Below are 18,705 nucleotides of genomic sequence, written 5' to 3'. Positions count from 1 at the left end.
TTCCCATGCCAAAACCAACTATTTTACTTGCACTCGATCCTCACAGTGCCGCTTTTTGTGCAGCCATTAAACGGCAACTCCAAGAATTTCCAGCCGCCGAAAGCTGCTTAATTCAAACTTATACCTTAACTTGGGATGGTCAAGCTTTTGGCTTTAGTAGCGAGTTAGATCGGTTTGCTGACACGAGTTTTGATCTGGCTCAAACTCATAGTAAACAAGCTTATGTTTCCAAAATTCGTACCCAGTTCAGTGAAGCGACTGGCGAGATCCAAACTGCACTGATTGAATTATTGAAAACGGCTAGTCAATCAAAAGAAGCGATCGCAGCGAAACGCCAAGGAGTGGAAATCAGCAGCAGCCATCAAGTATATCTCATGCTGTCAGTCAGCAATCAATTTGCTAGGGGAGTAGTCTTTGACATAGTACGGTTGATTCGTTGGCTATTTTCTAACTACTTTGCCAATATTCCTTACAGCTTAGAAGCTTTGTTGTTACTGCCAGGGTTATTTTCCCAAGCCACAATTGCTGATTACGGTGCTGCTTACGCCTTCCTGAAAGAGTTAGATTACAAAATGACCAGTGGAGTTGTGATTAAAGGTGCTCAAAAAGTACCGCCTTTTGATAACTGCTGGCTAATGGACGGGCGAATTGGCGGACTGAGGGATAATTTACCTAGTTATGCTGATGCTTTGGCAGGTTTTCTGACCGTGGAACCGGAAACCAATGGCTTATTGATTGGCGTACAAAAAGTACGGGGGAAAATACCCGCTTACAGTTCATTTGGTTATGGAGAATTGTTTTTCGCTGGAGAAACAACTATTAATCGTTTGAGTGCTGCCTTAGCTGCCGATATTATTATGGAGCAGTTTTTACCGAAGGCAGAATTCACTCCCGAAGCAAGCCGTAAATGTCTGTTAGATGCCAAAGAATTTGTCCTCAGCGAATATTTTAGTAATGCTTTTCTGCAATTAGAACGAGACAACGGCAAACCAGTTTGGCAAGATTTTAATCCGCGTATCGACATCCATCCTGGGATGGCGCAAGAATATGGGATGGAATTGCAGCGTGCTTATCGACAGTTTGAAAATAAAGAGCTACTTTCCTATAAGCGCACGCTAGAAAAGTGTTGCAAACAACTACAAGGAAACTTAACCGACTTCTTAGATCGCAGTATAAATCGCTATATTGATGCTACACCTAGAGGCTTACATGAAGGAGTTAGACTATTAAACATATTGACCTTTTTGTATTTGGAACTGCAAACGGATGCCATTGGCGATCAATCCCAGAATCTGGTTACAGAACTGCGTGCGGCTGAAGCATTTCTCGACTCAAGATTGCAAGTAACAATTGATCGAGAAGCCACTCAAAAGCTGCTTAACCAAGTTCTATCCTTAAAATTGCGCCAGCAACAATTACAAGATGGTTTAGCTGAAAGAAAATCTGAAGAACAACTGCAAGAGTTACAAACAACTCAGAAACAGCTAGAAACAGCAGTTGCTGACTATCGTCAAGCGTTAAATACCGAAATCGAACAAGCTCGACAAATCCGCTTTATGGCGATCGCTCGCGCTCGTGAACAAGCCGAAGCTGCGATCATTGTAGCTCAGAACCACTTAACGGCCATTGAAAATCAACTCGAAAAAGCCACAGATAACTTAGATGAACTACTAACAGAAGAAAACCGTTTTCGATCGCAGTATCTGATCGTTTATCCTACCTTGGTTACTGGTGCTTTATTAGCCTTGCTGATTATAATCGGAATTTTCAGCCAATCAACACTATGGCTATTATTGCAAAAGTTTTGGGCTAACTTAGTTACTTATCTGCTTTGGACTGCGGTAATAATTTTGACTTACTTGGGTATCGTTTGGCTGAAGTACAGTACTAATATTCGCGATCGCATTCAGAAGGTTCAGAAACAAATTAAACGCTTAGAAAGCACTATTAAAGCAACTGCCGTAGAATTGCGTCGCAGTTATAATGAACAATTAAAGTTAGAGTACGATTTATACGCCCAAAATCTCCGTGTCGAGGCGTTAAATTATTTGATTAAAACAGCTAAACAAAGAACTGAAACCTTACGTCAAACTCTATCCGATTTCTCTAAGATATACAATAATTTGGTTGCTCAACGCGATCGAGCGACCACAAAGTTTTCCGAAATTCGGCTTACAGTTCTAACTGATGCGGATATTGATACTTATTACCAAAGTTTCCTTTCCACATTACCAACTGAAAAGTTTACTCAAGAACAGGTTAGCCGTTCTCAATCGTGGAAAATTTCTGCTGAAGAATTTCAGAACCAACTTATCCCCTTTGCTCGCCAGCAGTTTGAGCAATTGGGTAATTTGTCTATTGGCGAAGTATTAAAGCAATCAAATTTAATTGCCGCTAATACAGCTAATTTGCGTTTGAATCAACTTTATGATAGCGCTAATTTGTTACTGCGAATTCAAGATATTGACATTAACTTAAACCCAACCTCTCAACGAGAGATTACCCTGTGGGTGGGAGCAAAAGATAAAGAACAAGTTTTTGCATTTTACAGTCGATTTAGTTGTAGTTTAACCGCCTTGGTAGCTGAAGATGAGCAGCGTTTGTGTATTTTGACTCGTTCGTTGGGTTTTCCGGCTTATTTTCTCAGTCAAATTGAGTATTATCAAGATTGCTATGAACGGACTCAGAGCGAACAAATCGAGCCAGACGAAAACATTCCCGATTTAATCCCAGAAGAAATTGGTTCTAGTAGAGAATTAAAACTAGCTTATCAAACCCTGCTGTTAGCGATCGCTCTTGGGCTACTAACCCAGAATTCTCAAGGTGATTATCAATTTAACAGTCGGTCAATTGGCAAAAATCGAGAACAAATTACCTCAGCTTTAGCAACTGAGTTTATCTTTCAGGAACTCTATGGAAACCTACAAGAACGTATTGAAACATTTGAACGTGATTTGATTTATCATAAATTACAGGAATTGGGAACATCTGCTTCAGATTTAAATCCTTACGAAGTTAAGCTTTTAGATCATTTACTCTTGGAGTATAACCCTCTGAATTAGGCTATTAGTCTGTCCCATTAAATTTAAGGGGATCAAGAAACGAACCGCATAGACGCAAAGCGGCTTCCCGCAGGGTAGGACGCAAACGCAAAGGAAAAAAATAGTAGTCTGTCAAGTCAACTTTGATAAGTAAATAAATTCTTTAATTTCTCTTCTTTCTTCCTTCTCTGCGAGGCGCTGCGCGAACGTGGTTCGTTTTGGCGTTGCTTGTGCGTAAGTTGTGTCAAAGAGAGCTAAAAATAAATCTAAAGATAGATTGACAATATATTTGTTCGCTGAAAGTATCCTCCCTTCGTAGCAAACTGGTTATAATTATTTTCCATCTCTCTGAGAAATCAAATTCTTATATACACAGTATTCATATGGGACGTGTTCGTTCTAAATCTGACCTACCTACAAAAATCTGTCCGGTATGTCAACGTCCTTTCACATGGCGTAAAAAGTGGCAAGATTGCTGGGACGATGTGAAATACTGCTCAGAACGTTGTCGTCGTCGCCGTTCTGAAGCTCAAAATGAAACTAACCGCAACACAGACGCAAATAGCGCAAGGGATTAATGGAGTCACACGTGCAACCTAAATTAATTATTCATGGGGGGGCTGGTAGTTCTCTCCACGGAAAAGGCGGATTGGAGGCGGTGCGCCGATCGCTCCATACAGTAGTAGAATTCGTCTATTCTCTGCTATTATCCGGAGCAACTGCCTCTGAGGCGGTGGTGCAGGGTTGCCAAATGCTCGAAGATAACCCCCGCTTTAATGCTGGTACTGGTTCAGTACTGCAATCTGATGGGCAAATCCGCATGAGTGCTTCCCTGATGGATGGCGCATCAGGGCGATTTAGTGGTGTGATTAATATCTCGCGGGTGAAAAATCCCATTGAGTTGGCACAATTTTTACAAAACTCTCCAGATCGAGTCCTATCAGATTTCGGATCGGCTGAGTTGGCGCGGGAAATGCAACTTCCCAGCTATAATGCTTTAACTGATTTGCGGTTACAAGAGTGGATACAAGAGCGCCAGGATAATTTTCAAAGCACAATGGCTAACGTGGTAGCAGAACCGGAAATCTTAGAAACCAGTAATGCTGGACGCGGTACCATCGGCGTGGTCGCTTTAGATGCTTATGCTAGGGTAGCTGCTGGCACTTCTACAGGTGGTAAAGGCTTTGAGCGGATTGGTAGGGTAAGTGATTCTGCGATGCCAGCAGGAAATTATGCTACTAGTAATGCTGGTGTTAGCTGTACTGGCATTGGCGAAGATATCATCGATGAGTGTTTAGCCCCACGGATTGTAGTGCGTGTGACTGATGGTATGTCCCTGAAGGAGGCGATGCAGCGATCCTTTGGGGAAGCCCACCGAAACAAGCGGGATTTGGGAGCGATCGCCTTAGATGTCAGTGGAGCGATCGCTTGGGGTAAAACTAGCGAAATCTTACTCGCCGCCTACCACGATGGCGAAAAAATTGGCGATACTTTGGAATGGACTGGCAACGAACTGATCGGCTATTGTTGAATCAGTTTCAGCGCTTCGGCTAAAGTTTCTTGCTAATCAACCATTGCGGCTAATTTTTGGGCTTCATAAAGCCCCTTCCTGCGGAACGCTGTGCGAACAAAAGCTTCTAGTGCCGCTCTTTTCAGTGCCACTTGATATCTTTGTTGCAGAATATCGATTAATTCTGCTTGATTCAAGTAAAAACCACCGGATTTGCGGCGCTTGTTTATTTTGTTGATTTCACGCACCGTATTTTCTATAAAAATAAACTACTATTTTTTATCGATTTATCATAATAGAAGCTTTATTATCTAAAATAGAACTTACGCACACTCTACGATTATTGGCGCTCTTGGCATCTTGGCGGTTCGATAAATTAAGCTTTTTGGTGATTTCTGCATAAGTCCTATAAAAAAAGCTTTTCTTGACGGTTAACTTTCTCGTATCACCATAAAAATAATGGTCAAACCGTCATTAATAAATATGGCGAAGGTATTAATATGGATAATTTTAATATAATTAATGAATCCAAATCTTTTTAAGAATACTAGTACCAAGTTTTTCATTTAACATGATAGTTAGTATTACTAAAAAATCCTCAAACTTACTTCTTTTAAATATTATATTTAAATTTGCATTATTCTCTTGATAATTTATTTCTCCAATAGACTCAATCTTATCAAATATTTTAACCCAATTCAACCAATCTGTTATAACATTCTCATATTTTTCCTTCGTCTTTATAGTGTTTTTTCTTAATTGAGTTGTTAAGACAATTTGATGAGATTGATTATCACAAGAAAAATTTATAAGCTTATGGCTTAATGCTGCTGGTTTTCTAAAATCGTAATGCTTTAATTCGTAATTTATTTCAACTCGATACCAAATTATATGACTACCACCAATAAGATACCCGTAACGGTCGCGCTTAGATTGATCATGAAGGGGTTGTAACAAGCTTTCTTCTTCATTCACTACCTGGGAAACTTTTTCATGTATTTCAGGATTTATATCTCTATGTTGTTGATATCTAATTCCTGGGTCAGGATGAAAAATAATCTCATAAATTGGGTCATAAAATTCATATAACACATAATCATAAGGAGCTTCCAATAAATATTGGATTTTAGGGTGTTGAGATAATAATGTAAAATCTGTGAGATAGATTTTTTGAACGATTGTGATTGGATGGTAATTTGTCATATTGTAGTAAGTACAAGGCAAACGCATTTAAATATTCACGAGCCTGAATAAGAGTGGAATGTAGCAAGACCGCAATCAGATATGATTTTCAGCAAATTAAATGTTTATTTATCATAGGAATAATTATTATTAGTAGGGAAGTTAGAGGCAACCGACAGTTGCCTGTTAAAGAACGTGGTATTCTCTTGAAGCAGAAGCAGAAAGAAGAATTACATTCTTAACTTTTCTTCCGCCAAGCAGGTTTCACTATCTGACGACTACGGGCAATCACCAGAGAATCATCAGGGACATCTTCTGTAACAGTGGAACCAGCTGCGACGTAGACATCATCTCCCAAGGTGAGTGGAGCGACTAAAACGCTATTGGCACCAGTTTTAGTCCGATCGCCGATTTTGGTACGATGTTTCTTGACGCCATCATAATTGGCGGTAATTGTACCGGCACCAATATTTACCTGATTGCCGACAACGCTATCACCTATATACGACAAATGTGCTGCATTCGTGCGATCGCCTAATTGAGTTTTTTTCAATTCCACAAAATTCCCCACACGGCAACCAGCACCCACTTGTACCTGATCGCGCAAATGAGCATATGGGCCAATTCGGCTTCCTGCCTGCACAGTGCTATTTGTTACCACTGAATAATGTACCGTGACATTTTCACTCAGCTGGCTGTTTTCAATTAAACTCCCCGGGCCAATGTGACTTCCTGTTTTAATAACAGTATTTCCCCGTAGGTGAGTTTGGGGTTCAATAATTACATCCGGCTGTAATTCTACTGTTTCATCAATAGTGATGCTTGTGGGGTCAATGAAGGTGACACCCGCTAGCATCCATTTTTCCTTGACTCGCTTTTGTAAAATTTCAGATGCTGTTGCCAGTTGCAGGCGATCGTTGATGCCGAGAATTTCTTGGTAATCTTCCACATCTACTGCCATCACTTGTCCGACCTGAGTCACAGCATCAGTGAGATAGTATTCTTTTTGGGCATTGTTTGCCTGTAGATGGGGCAGCACCTTTGCCAAATCTTGCCAGCGGAAGCAGTAAACTCCAGCGTTAATCCGGTGATTTTGTCTTTGAGCAGCAGTACAATCCTTATGTTCGACCATTTGCTGCACAATATTTTCATCGTTACAAAAAACTCGCCCATAGCCCGTGGGGTCGGGTAGGTGCGAGGTGAGAATAGTGGCGGCGTTTTGATTTCGGGCGTGAGTTTGTAACATCTGCTGGAGGGTTTGGGTGCGTATCAACGGTAAATCGCCGTTAAGTACCAGCAAATCTCCAGTGTAGTCTTCCAAGTAAGGAAGTAATTGCTGGATGGCATGACCTGTCCCCAATTGCACAGTCTGTTCGACAAACTCCAAGCTCTTAATTGAATGCATGGCGGCTTGCACTTCCTCGGACTGATACCCCACAATCACGATTCGCCGTGAGGGTGAAAGTGGTTCTACACTTTCGAGAACTCTCTCGACTAGCGATCGCCCACCCAAAGAATGTAAAACCTTGGGTAAGCGTGATTTCATCCGTGTGCCGCGTCCCGCCGCTAGAATTGCTACAACTACCATAATTAGCTATTAGCTATCAGTGAAATTGTGATTAATGCTGTTGATACTTTAAGATGTAGGCTCAAATCATACCAGCTAATCATAGAAGACTGAAATATACAATGAGTCAGGATAATACCAATTCTTATTTATTAGGGCAGCAACAAAATCCCCTACTCCCTAAAGTTTTTCCTGACAAGAGCGAATAAACTCTGTAAACTGCTGCATTAGTTTGGGATTACGCCAACCGGAATCAACTTCTTCTTGAATCATTGAAAGTGCTTCTGTTGAAGTAAAAGCTTTTTTGTAAGGTCGTTCGCTGGTCAGAGCATCGTAAATATCAATTAACTGAAATACTTGCGCCAGGTAGGGAATATCATTCCCCTTGAGTCTATCAGGATAGCCTGAGCCATCCCAGCGTTCGTGGTGATGACGAATAATGGGAATTACACCCCGCATACTGCGTAGTGGCCGACAGATTTTTTCCCCAATCAAAACGTGCTGCTGCATGATCTGCCAATCTTCGGGGGTGAGTTCGCCTTTTTTCAGCAGCACTGCATCGGGAATACCCACCTTGCCGATATCGTGGAGATAACCACCCCACATCAAATCTCGAATTTGGTAGCGTGAGAGGTTGAGGTATTCACCAAAAACTTGTCCCAATTTTACCAGGCGTTCACAATGGTTACCTGTATTGGGATCGCGACTTTCAATCGACATGGCAATGGAAAATAGTACTTGTTCGGCATGGTCTAAATCTTCGTTCAGACGCTTCTGGCGCACCAAGGACTTTACACGCGCCGCCAGTTCCATACGATCAAAGGGTTTGGTGAGAAAATCATCTGCCCCAACTTCAATTCCCCGAATGCGCGATCGCCTGTCATTTAACGCCGTAATAAAAATCACTGGAATTAGCCTAGTCTGCTCATCCTGTTTGAGCAATTGGCACACTTCAAATCCATCCATTCCTGGCATCATCACATCCAGCAAAATCAAATCTGGTTGTTTTTGAGTTACCAATCCTAGAACAATGGAACCACTGTCCGCCTCAATCATTTCGTATCCTTCCATCCCCAAGAGGGCAACAGCAGTCATGCGACTGGCGGCATGATCGTCAACGATTAAAACCTTCGGCGGATCTAAATCAAACCCATTCACTTTAGAACCTTTGGCTTGTAGTGTTCTAGAGACCAATGGATCATCACCACAATTAACATCAGTTTTTATCCAAGAAGACACTGCTTGGCTATCTTCAAGCATAAGGTCTTGTTGAGATAAGCCTAAAGAATAACCCTCCGCATTTTGCGATCCTACGGCATGATTAGAACCGATACTCTTTACTCTGCTAATGGGGTTTGACCCACTAACAATTTGTTCTGTAAAGCCTGTATGGTTGGATTTCCATTGAATCACAAAGGCACTCCAAATTTTTGCACAAGTTAACAGTGTTAAATTTCAAAAACAAATTTAATATTTGACTGTATCTAAGCCAGAGTTTTCATAGGGATTATGCATGATGTCAAGCTGACTATCTGAATTTTTCGCAGCATGTATTTTTTATGTTACGAACAAGGTGTATCTTATTGTCAAATTTTTTGCTTCTAATTCCAGTATGATGAATTGGCACAAATGTTAAATCAGGCTTTTTACGGAAATTTTTTAACCTAGCGGCTCCAGAAAGCTTTATATTTTCTAACTTTCTATCGAGATATAGGGTTTTAAATTTCAAATTTTTATGGTAATCATTAGGCGTATACGTTGAAACTTACTCAATTATAGTAATACTTAATTACTGTCCAATAGTATGTAATATTGAATACTACCACATAATTAAGCTATTTGGCTTGTAAAAACTCATTGCTTGAGTATCTGGAAAGTAATAGAACTTACGCATCATACATATGTACTATAAAAACTTGGGCTTTTGAGCTATATCTAGTACCCAACACAGTAAATATGCGACTAAAAAAGAACCATCTGCTGTTAGCTTGGGTGTAAAATTCTCTAAGTCTGACATTTTATAAATAAAACTAAATAATAATTAATGTCCCATGCCCAATACCCAATTTGTTGTTTCGCCAGCTTGGCTGTTTGAACATTTAGAAGATCCGCAAGTCGTTATTGTGGATTGTCGCTTTTCTCTAGCCGATCCACAACTAGGACAACAGCAGTACCAAACAAGTCATATAGAAAAATCATATTACCTAGATTTGAATCAGGATCTTTCCAGTCCAGTGGGTAAGCATGGCGGGAGACATCCTTTACCTAAGCCTAATGATATAGCTAACAAATTTGCGGCGATTGGGGTAAATTACCAAAAAAGTTTAGTTGTAGCTTATGATGATTCGCGCTTTGCCTTTGCGGCTCGTCTATGGTGGCTGTTGCACTATCTAGGACATGAGCAAGTAGCAGTATTGGATGGAGGCTTTGCTGGATGGCAAAAAGCTGGATATCCTGTTACAGATGTTATTCCTCTCTGCCGGATAGGTACGTTTGTAGCTCAAGTACAAACAGAAAAGGTGGTAGATATTATAACGGTGAAAAGCCGAAAAGAGAGCGACGAGGTAGTATTGGTAGATTCAAGAGAAAGCGATCGCTACCGAGGTGAACGAGAGCCAATTGATAAAATTGCTGGTCATATTCCCGGTGCAGTCAACTATCCCTGGCTAGAAGTTACAGACTCTTCCGGCTACCTACTCCCTCAACCAGAACAAAGCCGTCGGTGGGAAAAGTTAGAAACAGCCGAGGAAATCTTGGTTTATTGCGGTTCCGGCGTTACTGCTTGTGTGAATTTACTTTCTTTAGAATTAGCTGGCATTAACAAGGGTAAACTTTATGCTGGCAGCTGGAGTGATTGGATTTCCTATTTATAGTTCGGAGCGGAGCGTCTTTGGCTTTGCTCCTAACTTTTAACTCCCAACTTCTAACTCTTATCAAAACTGACCTAATTGGAAACTATAATTAATACTGAAGAACCAGCCATCAAAATCAATGTTTTCGGCGGTTGAACTACCTAAACTTACTCCAGCCTGCACATTCATATTACTGGTATCAGATATTCGATAATTTAAGTGCCCAAATAGCCGATGAAGTTGGTCTTCTCGATCGCGCTGTGTAAAGTCCGAAAAGTTCGCCTGGTAGTCAATACCAACCTGGAGAGGCTTTTGCAAGTAGTAGTTCAAAGATACCCAAAAGGAATTGATTATCCGATCACGACTTAGGGGGTCAGCAAAATTTACACTTAATTCGTAGAAGCTATCTAGGGTTAATCTTGAAGTTAAGGGATCTCGCCGTCCTAAAGACAGTTCGAGGGAAATCTCATTTAAAAAGCGATCGCCTGCTTTAAAGCTATCAAGGCGATCGCTGTTGTTGGCATAAAATAACTGTTGATTGCTCCAACTTATTTCTCCGTACATTCGCTGCGATAGCTGCTGGTAAATACTAAGATTGAATCTTACCTGGTTGTAATGGTATTGTGACTGGTTCATATAACGAATGAGATTACCATCAATTGAACCGTTTAAATAAGTCTTAGATCCCAAAGGAAAATATGCAGAGGCTAACGTCAGTCCAGAAATAATGAAACCATCTTCTATTGGATTATCATCTGAAGAAAAAATGTTATTTGTTTGGAAGTAGCCTACATGAGCTTGTAGATAGCCTATGGGTTTAAAGCTAACTACGGATTGTTCTGTTGGTGGGGGTGGCTGCTGTTCTAAGGGTCGTAACCGCACACGCAACCCCAATTCGCGATTGCTATCAGACCCAGGTGGCTCTTTTGGCGATTGCAGCAGCTGTATTAGCCTCTTTAGCCTTTGGGACTGATTTATTTGAGGTGGTGCATTCAACAGTTGCTCTTTTGAGTCTGGAGAAGATATAGGCAAATTACTTGGCTGCGATTCTAGCTGTGGCGGGTCATTTTGTTTTTGAATATTTTCAGGTTTTTCGGTTTGGTCTGGGGCTTGAGTTGTTTGTGGTGTTTGCTGTGCCAGATTTAACGGCATCTGGGAGTCTAAAGGATGTAACTCACTGGACTGCTTGCACAAAGAGTTAATTGCCTCTTGCTCCAACTTCTGACATAATTGCTGATAATTTACCTGTGTGTTTGTTAAATTCTTAGGACGCCAAATATCTGTATTTGCAGATTCTACCGCATCTACTCTAATGCAACACCAGCTTCCACCACTGGAAGCTAACAAAATACAAAAAAACAAATTCTTCCAGTTCTTGAGTCGCATCTGGTTAGATCGCGTTGATCGCGTTTGGCAAATATAGACCTACAAGCTGTATCGAAAGTTCCGACTCAGAATATACAATTGAGTGCATCTATTTTAACTTTGTAGGTATATACTGAAACTACAAACTAAAATTGCTGCTTTTCGGATTTTTTCCCAGACTTTTTTGCAAAACTGAGATGCTCCGAGCAAATTTCTGTTGAACTTTAGTTAAATACAGCCAGTGAGTCATTTCACAACAGCTCTTTAACAAATTCTTGTCTTGCATAATTGATGACCCTGTGTCTGATGTAATTAGAAAGGATTATCTATAAGGTACTTCTCATTTAATTGTTTCTGTCAAGTACTAACTTTGAAATTTGCCACAGACTTTATTGTATACAATGTCAGTTTCAGAAGAAAAAGTTAAATAAAGTAAACACATCGGTTATTTGTTGTCTATTTTATGTATTAAATGTCAAGTAAAATCTAAACAATTTTACTTCAAAAAACTTACTCTACCAATTAGCAGCAGCTTAAACCTTTAACTTTTTTAGTATTAGTTGAAGTCTACAAATTATCAAATTATGTTTCATAAATCATTTCCACTATTAGTGATTGGTTTATGGGGAGTTATAGTACTGCCTTTGCCAAATCGGGTAAGTGCCATAACTCCTCTGACGCGAGCAGAGATTGAGTACCTCCTCAACATAGTACAACTGATACCCAAAGATAAACTCAAGAAGCGTCCTGCACGTAAATCAGATGCAATGATTCCTGGGGATGGATTGTCAACGGGTCAAGCTTCCAAAGCATTCTTACGCTTTAATGACGGTTCTGTGGCACGAATTGGGGAACAGGCGTTATTTCAATTTTTACCAAAGACTCGCAACTTTAAACTGTCAAACGGAACCGCATTGCTGCTAATCCCATCTGGAAGGGGGCTAACACGTATACAAACGCCAAATGCAGCAGCAGCAATTCGTGGTTCAGCATTATTTGTACGCTACAACCAACAAACGGATACCACGATTGTGGGTGCGCTGACAAATAGCGGCATTGAAGTTTCTAATAAGGAAGCTTCTCAAACTCAGGCGCTGCAAGCAGGACAGATGATGGTTATAGTTAAAGGTAAATTTCAGGGGTTATACGATTTTGATCTCAGAAATTTTTATGAAACGAGCGATATGGTTCGGGGACTTGATTTGACTAGGCAAAATCCTACGCCTACGGCCGACCCAGCGATCGCTAGCGTTCAAGCTGAAACTGCTGCGGCTTTGAACACACAGTCGCCCATAACAGGTGAGGGAGTAGTTGAAAACCCATCTTTTTTACAGTTAACCCCTAGTGCTTCTAATTCGTCTAGCAACGACATTATTACAAAAGATTCCCCAGTAGAGCCTAGTGAAAATAATTCCCTATTAAATTCTTTTCAACAAGGAGGACAAGTCCTGTCAAATACTGGGCAACATCCCGGCAATAATAACCCTAGTAGGACGATAAATCCGCCAGTAATTGCTCCAGTAAATCCGCCAGTAATTGCTCCAGTAAATCCGCCAGTAATTGCTCCAGTCGAGCCGCCAGTAATTACTCCAGTAAATCCGCCAGTAATTGCTCCAGTCGAGCCGCCAGTAATTACTCCAGTAAATCCGCCAGTAATTACTCCAGTCGAACCTCCAGTAATTGCTCCAGTAAATCCGCCAGTAATTACTCCGGTAAATCCGCCAGTAATCACTCCAGTAAATCCGCCAGTAATCACTCCAGTAAATCCGCCAGTAATTACTCCGGTAAATCCGCCAGTAATCACTCCAGTAAATCCGCCAGTAATCACTCCAGTAAATCCGCCAGTAATCACTCCAGTAAATCCGCCAGTAATCACTCCAGTAAATCCGCCAGTAATTGCTCCGGTAAATCCGCCAGTAATTCCTCCAGTCAATCGTCCAACCACTTGAAACTCTCCCAGAACTGAAGCGATGCTTAGGAGTCACCGCCTACTGAAACGGGAACAGCAACCCCTCTCAAACTATTCGGAAATATTAACCACATCAAACTGCTGAGGTAACTTGTATTAGAACGTCTCATCAGTTGATTTGCCCTTGTTCAGGACAGAGGGAACTACATGACCTTACTAGGACTTTCAGACTTGTAGGAATAATTTATAAACTTAGTTTTTCCAACAGTGTAGGTGCAAAGATTTATACTCAGCGCCAGATGCAGAACTATAATCAGTGTTAACTTCTGTCTCTATTGCCGTCAAAGCAAATAGTAAGATTCCCTCTAACCAGAGAACGTCTGCTAACGCTAGGTTAAATCAAGGATAGGATTTATGTAGGGTTAACTGGATATGCTTTATAGTTCAATCACATTCTCTGTGTAAGTTCCCAGGAACTAACTTGTTGCTAAAGAGATATATAAATTTATGACTTTTGATTACGACCTGTTTGTAATTGGTGCGGGTTCTGGAGGTTTGGCGGCTTCCAAACGGGCAGCTAGCTTTGGCGCAAAAGTGGCGATCGCTGAATATGATTTAGTTGGTGGCACTTGTGTAATTCGCGGTTGCGTTCCCAAAAAACTCATGGTCTATGGCTCTCACTTTCCTGCACTATTCAGTGACGCTTCAGGCTATGGCTGGAAAGTGGGTAATGCAGAGTTGGACTGGGAATATTTCATTACATCTATAGATAAGGAAGTTCGGCGACTGTCGCAACTACATATAAGCTTTTTAGAAAAAGCCGGAGTGGAACTAATTCCTAGTCGCGCCACCTTGCTAGATCCCCACACCGTAGAAGTTGATGGACGTAAAGTTACAGCAGACAAAATTTTAATTGCTGTTGGGGGACGTCCCGTCAAACCAGATTTATCAGGGATGGAACATGGCATTACCTCTGATGAAATCTTTCATCTAAAAGAACAACCGAAACACATCGTTATTATTGGCGCTGGTTATATTGGCACGGAATTTGCCTGTATTATGCGCGGTTTGGGTTCTGAGGTGACACAAATTACCAGAGGTGAAAAGATTTTGAACGGGTTTGATGAGGATGTCCGTATAGAAATCGAAGAGGGGATGACAAACCACGGAATTCGGCTGATTAAGAATAATGTGGTAAAAACAGTTGAAAGTGTGCCAGAAGGGTTAAAACTGACTTTATCAGGGGATGATCAACAACCAGTAATTGCCGATGTCTTTTTAATAGCGACCGGTCGGATTCCTAATGTAGATGGGCTAGGTTTAAAAAACGCTGGGGTTGATGTTGTCGCTAGTTCTATCGAAGGGCCTGGATACCCTACCACAAGTGCGATCGCAGTCAATGAATATAGTCAAACTAGTCAAGCGAATATATTTGCTGTTGGCGATGTCACTGACCGAATCAATTTAACTCCCGTGGCTATTGGCGAAGGTCGCGCCTTTGCCGATAGTGAATTTGGGAATAACCGCCGCGAATTCAGTCACGAAACTGTACCCACAGCAATATTTTCTAACCCAGAAGCCGCTACAGTCGGCTGGACAGAAGCCGATGCACGGGAAAAACTCGGTGATGCTGTGACCATTTATCGCACTCGCTTCCGCCCCATGTACCACAGTTTAACTGGTAAGCAAGAGAAGACAATGATGAAGTTGGTGGTTGATAGCAATACCGACAAAGTGCTGGGCGCTCACATGGTGGGTGAAAATGCAGCTGAAATCATTCAAGGTGTGGCGATCGCACTCAAGATGGGCGCGACCAAAAAAGACTTTGACGCCACTGTAGGTATCCATCCCTCAGCCGCAGAGGAATTTGTCACAATGCGGTAATAAGAGTTAGGAGTTAAGAGTTATGAGTTGAAGAAAAAAACTCATAACTTAAAACTTAAAATTCTTAACTCTCTTTTATTAGTTTGGGAGAAGCCAATCGCTGAAAGCCCTTCGGGACTTTAATCACCAGGTTTTGGCTAGAAATTTTAGTTACTGTTAGATAATATTGGCTCAAAGCTTGATTAAATCAAAGTTTCAGAATCTTGCTGAGATTGTTGTTTTTCGAGAGTGACAAAACAGGGTTAACTTCCCAATCCTCACTCCTAACTCCTAACCGGAGGCGGAGCGTCTCCGGCTTTGCTCCTCACTTCTAACTATTTACAGCCTTGCACTACATATATCTTCACGGCTTTGCTTCCAGTCCTAATTCTGCTAAAGCGCGGAATATAGGTGATCGCTTTGCCCAAATTAAGACAGAGCTGAAAATTCCCGACTTAAATGCTAGTGATTTTTTGCAGTTGACAATCACTCGTCAGATCACTCAAGTTGCTGCAGAATTCAACAATGATTCTACGCCAGTAACACTTATTGGGTCAAGTTTGGGTGGTTTGACCGCTGCTCACTTGGGTCAGCAATATTTACAAGTACAACGTCTGGTGCTGTTAGCACCCGCTTTTGGGTTTTTATCCCATTGGTTGCCCAAGCTAGGGGATGAGCAAATACAGCGTTGGCAGCAGGAAAAATTTCTCATGATCTACCACTATGGAGAGCAGCGATCGCTTCCTTTAAGTTACGATTTCGTTACAGATGCTGCCCAATACCAAGAAAAGCTTTTACAACGTCCTATCCCTACCCTAATTTTGCATGGTAAAAAGGATGAAGTCATTCCGATCAAAGCCAGTCGTGACTTTGCGTATTCGCGTCCTTGGGTGGAGTTAGTCGAACTCGACAGTGATCACGCCTTGGGTAATGTTATGGAAGAAATTTGGCAGGCAATTTGCCTCTTTTGCCAGTTACCTTGAAGTTGTAAAATATTAAACTCAGACCTAACCTAATATTTTTCAGTAAGTACTACTTAACTCGTAGATCCAAGCAGGCTATATTCACCCACTATCAAGGATGGTTAAGGGAAAATAAGTCTTTTGTGAACAGGATTGATTTAAAATCCAAAATCTAAAATCTAGAATCCAAAATTGATATGCTTCCCTTCATCCGGTCAGATTTAGCACAATTTACCGCGTACAAACCCCACCCCAGCAGCGATACAGCCGATTCTGTCCCCGCGCAGTTTGATCGGCTGGATACAAATGAAAGCCCCGATGATTTACCACCTGAGTTAAAACAGAAGCTGGCCTGGACATATCAGCAAGTAATTGAAACAAATCGTTATCCTGATGGCGGACACGAAACACTTAAGGATGCGATCGCCGAATACGTTAATGAATCAGCCGATCTCTCCCTATCCAATACTGCGACCAATATTTCTGTTGGCAATGGTTCAGATGAGTTGATCCGCTCTTTACTAATCGCCACCTGTTTAGGAGGAGAAGGTTCAATTCTAGTTGCCAATCCCACTTTCTCTATGTACGGAATTTTGGCACAAACTTTGAGCATTCCTGTAGTGGCGGTGGGTAGAAATGAAACAAATTTTGAAATTGATATAAACGCCGCACAATCTGCCATCGAACAAACTCAAAATCCCCCGATTCGTGTAGTTTTCGTAGTGCATCCCAATTCGCCGACTGCCAATAGCTTAACTGTGGCAGAGTTGGCATGGTTAAGATGTTTGAGCGAAGATATTTTGGTAGTAATTGATGAAGCTTACTTTGAATTTAGCCAAACTACCCTAGTAGATGAATTAGCACAGCATCCCAATTGGGTAATATTACGTACTTTTTCTAAAGCCTTCCGATTGGCAGCTCTCCGTGTTGGCTATTGCGTTGGTCATCCAGAAGCGATCGCCATTTTAGAAAAAGTTCGCTTACCCTACAATCTCCCCAGCTTTTCCATAGCAGCAGCATTAGTTGCTTTACAAAACCGTACACTCTTACTTTCATCAATTCCCCAAACTCTGAGTGAACGAGCTAAACTCATCGAAGTTTTATCCCAGCAACCAGAACTAGAAATTACCGCAAGTGCTGCTAACTTTATTTACCTACGTCTTAAACCAAATGCCTTTAATTCACAAGATACTGCGTTAAAAACTTTCCACCAGAAACTTAGAACACTCGGCACCCATGTGCGACACATTAGCGGAGGATTGCGAATTACTGTAGGAACAATAGAGGAAAACACCCGCACCGTTAATCGAGTCCAAGCTGCTTTAGCAAATTTGGAACTTTAGCAATTCACTCAGTAATTAAATCGGCTGTCTACCTCATTGCCTAAACGGCGTACTATTCCCACTGTTTGTGGCAGCACACCCACTAAAAGAGCAAAAGCAACATCTGGCAGAAGAGCCACTATTTCTGGTGGAAAGTATTGTTCAAATTGATCGAGAATTTTCTGGACTCGTTGCCCTGGTACTGGGTTTTCTGTAATTTGTTTAATCAATCGAATCCACTGTCGCCTAATCTTGTAAGCCTTCTGGCGCTCTTCATTAGATTCGAGAGTTAATAAAGACAGATTACCTATGGGCAATGCCCTTTGGCAATCACAATCATAATCCCCACCCACAGCCGCCCCAGGCCCAGCAAACTCTGCATGGTAGCGTTTAAAGAGTATCAATCCATTTCGTCTACGACTATTGACGATGAAAACTTCTCCACTGTGTAAACGTGTAAGGATATCCGAGCCTTGCGATTGCTCAGTTCCATCTTGCATGACAAGAGAGTCAAGGAAACTAGTTTCAGGGTAATAAGTTGATACCATAGAGGTCTGATAGCGCCGATGCTGTTCGCTATCCATGTTTTTTAAACTTTCAACGAATTTGGTAGTAGTATGCACTTCAAAACGTAACAAGCTGTTATGTCAAATCAGGTTTTTGAATTCTTTTATTATCAAGAGTCTTTTGGTCAATTTAACTAAGATAGTAATAAATAGGCATTGTTTAGTAATTGAGTGATTATATTTTATGAGATATAAGTAGATTTGTCTCCAAATCTGAGAGTGTTTTCTTAAAGTTTTTATAAAGATGAATATCTTAATTACAAAGTTATTATAAGGTATTCCTGATTTCCTAAGGTAATTGTACAGCTATTTCTATTAGAATTAATTTATCTATCTATCTAAAATACTTTAGAATAATTATTTTTTAATGATAGATTAAACAAGATAAAATATAATACTTAATCATTTAAGTTGAAGTTTTCCAAATTTATACTTTTATTAATATAACGAATAGAAATCTCCGTAAAAAGTCTAAATAAAATATCCTTAAAATAATTATCACCAGCTAGATAAATCTATAGCAGTTCTAAATCATTAATGAGAGAGGAAAAGGCTGAAAAGCCTAT

14 protein-coding genes are annotated in these 18,705 nt (G+C 40.9%); 8 read left to right on the top strand and 6 right to left on the bottom strand.

Features of this window, described 5'->3' with window-relative positions:
- The first annotated feature begins 5 nt into the window (after window positions 1-5).
- From V7L29_RS06995 to V7L29_RS06985, 3 genes are all read left to right on the top strand, one after another.
- A complete protein-coding gene (locus V7L29_RS06995) occupies window positions 6-3,062 on the top strand; it encodes a hypothetical protein (protein WP_334734966.1) in 3,057 nt (1,018 codons plus the stop codon).
- A gap of 362 nt (window positions 3,063-3,424) precedes the next feature.
- Window positions 3,425-3,619 carry a DUF2256 domain-containing protein gene (locus V7L29_RS06990; RefSeq protein ID WP_094350216.1) on the top strand — a complete coding sequence of 65 codons (195 nt, stop codon included), beginning with the start codon at window positions 3,425-3,427 and terminating at the stop codon, window positions 3,617-3,619.
- Window positions 3,619-4,572, top strand: a complete 954-nt coding sequence (locus tag V7L29_RS06985) for an isoaspartyl peptidase/L-asparaginase (protein ID WP_334734965.1) — start codon at window positions 3,619-3,621, stop codon at window positions 4,570-4,572. The genes V7L29_RS06990 and V7L29_RS06985 overlap by 1 nt, the downstream gene beginning before the upstream one ends.
- 32 nt (window positions 4,573-4,604) lie before the next feature.
- Here V7L29_RS06985 and V7L29_RS06980 read toward each other — a convergent pair whose 3' ends face one another.
- The 4 genes from V7L29_RS06980 to V7L29_RS06965 all read right to left on the bottom strand — a co-directional run bounded on the left by V7L29_RS06980 (window position 4,605) and on the right by V7L29_RS06965 (window position 8,713).
- On the bottom strand, window positions 4,605-4,799 hold the full coding sequence (locus V7L29_RS06980; RefSeq protein WP_334689678.1) for a hypothetical protein: 195 nt from the start codon (window positions 4,797-4,799) through the stop codon (window positions 4,605-4,607).
- A gap of 271 nt (window positions 4,800-5,070) precedes the next feature.
- Window positions 5,071-5,754 (bottom strand): hypothetical protein, encoded by a 684-nt coding sequence (locus V7L29_RS06975; RefSeq protein WP_334734964.1) that lies wholly within the window; start codon window positions 5,752-5,754, stop codon window positions 5,071-5,073.
- A 217-nt stretch (window positions 5,755-5,971) separates the two neighbouring features.
- A complete protein-coding gene (gene glmU, locus V7L29_RS06970; protein WP_334734963.1) occupies window positions 5,972-7,321 on the bottom strand; it encodes a bifunctional UDP-N-acetylglucosamine diphosphorylase/glucosamine-1-phosphate N-acetyltransferase GlmU in 1,350 nt (449 codons plus the stop codon).
- 159 nt (window positions 7,322-7,480) lie between these two features.
- A complete protein-coding gene (locus V7L29_RS06965) occupies window positions 7,481-8,713 on the bottom strand; it encodes a response regulator (protein WP_334689675.1) in 1,233 nt (410 codons plus the stop codon).
- Window positions 8,714-9,351: 638 nt separating this feature from the next.
- Here V7L29_RS06965 and V7L29_RS06960 point away from each other — a divergent pair.
- Window positions 9,352-10,173 (top strand): sulfurtransferase, encoded by an 822-nt coding sequence (locus tag V7L29_RS06960; RefSeq protein WP_334734962.1) that lies wholly within the window; start codon window positions 9,352-9,354, stop codon window positions 10,171-10,173.
- Window positions 10,174-10,233: 60 nt separating this feature from the next.
- Here the strand turns inward: V7L29_RS06960 and V7L29_RS06955 are convergent, their stop codons facing one another.
- The gene (locus V7L29_RS06955) at window positions 10,234-11,538 is read right to left on the bottom strand and encodes a hypothetical protein (protein ID WP_334734961.1); all 1,305 of its coding nucleotides are present in this window, start codon (window positions 11,536-11,538) and stop codon (window positions 10,234-10,236) included.
- Window positions 11,539-12,101: 563 nt separating this feature from the next.
- Here V7L29_RS06955 and V7L29_RS06950 point away from each other — a divergent pair.
- The 4 genes from V7L29_RS06950 (at window position 12,102) to V7L29_RS06935 (ending at window position 17,594) form a co-directional block, all read left to right on the top strand.
- Entirely contained in the window at window positions 12,102-13,466 is a 1,365-nt protein-coding gene (locus tag V7L29_RS06950; RefSeq protein WP_334734960.1) for a FecR domain-containing protein, read from the top strand.
- A 467-nt stretch (window positions 13,467-13,933) separates the two neighbouring features.
- Window positions 13,934-15,310, top strand: coding sequence for a glutathione-disulfide reductase (gene gor, locus V7L29_RS06945; protein ID WP_334691529.1), 1,377 nt, complete (start codon window positions 13,934-13,936; stop codon window positions 15,308-15,310).
- A gap of 326 nt (window positions 15,311-15,636) precedes the next feature.
- A complete protein-coding gene (locus V7L29_RS06940; RefSeq protein WP_334734959.1) occupies window positions 15,637-16,272 on the top strand; it encodes a YqiA/YcfP family alpha/beta fold hydrolase in 636 nt (211 codons plus the stop codon).
- Window positions 16,273-16,448: 176 nt separating this feature from the next.
- Complete coding sequence (locus V7L29_RS06935) at window positions 16,449-17,594, top strand: histidinol-phosphate transaminase (protein ID WP_334734958.1); 1,146 nt, start codon at window positions 16,449-16,451, stop codon at window positions 17,592-17,594.
- 8 nt (window positions 17,595-17,602) lie between these two features.
- Here the strand turns inward: V7L29_RS06935 and V7L29_RS06930 are convergent, their stop codons facing one another.
- Window positions 17,603-18,157: a hypothetical protein gene (locus V7L29_RS06930; RefSeq protein ID WP_334691526.1), complete on the bottom strand. Its 555-nt coding sequence runs from the start codon at window positions 18,155-18,157 to the stop codon at window positions 17,603-17,605.
- Window positions 18,158-18,705 lie beyond the last annotated feature (548 nt).

Source organism: Nostoc sp., from assembly GCF_036916575.1.
Taxonomy (GTDB): Bacteria; Cyanobacteriota; Cyanobacteriia; order Cyanobacteriales; family Nostocaceae; genus Nostoc.
This window is presented reverse-complemented; position numbering and strand designations above follow the sequence as displayed.